Origin of the sequence: Bacillus sp. SIMBA_008 (assembly GCF_046535495.1) — a bacterium.
GTDB lineage: Bacteria > Bacillota > Bacilli > Bacillales > Bacillaceae > Bacillus > Bacillus subtilis.
Map to the genome: position 1 here is coordinate 1 of NZ_JAWRWL010000282.1, position 286 is coordinate 286.

General features: G+C 38.5%; 1 protein-coding gene. It reads right to left on the bottom strand.

Translation table 11 applies throughout. From position 1 onward, the window contains the following. The coding region (locus tag SB658_RS23215; protein WP_410602628.1) for an ATP-binding cassette domain-containing protein at positions 1–286 on the bottom strand (286 nt) is incomplete at both ends.

A 286-nucleotide genomic window follows, 5' to 3' on the forward strand; every position in this document is an offset into this window, starting at 1 on the left:
GGCAATTTCTACCATCTGCTGCTGAGCTACCGTAAGGTCGGCAACCAGAGTATCTGGTTTGATCGCCAAATTTAATTTTTGCAAAATTTCAATCGTCGCCTGGCGTTGCTGTTTTTCATCCAGACGCCAGCGATTTTTTTTACAAAACTCCCTGCCGATAAAAATATTTTCTTCTACTGTAAGCTCGGGAAATAAATTAAATTCCTGGTGAATAATAGTAATACCTACGTTTTGCGCACTTAACGGATCAGAAAATGAGACTGGTTTATCTTCAAAAATTATTTCG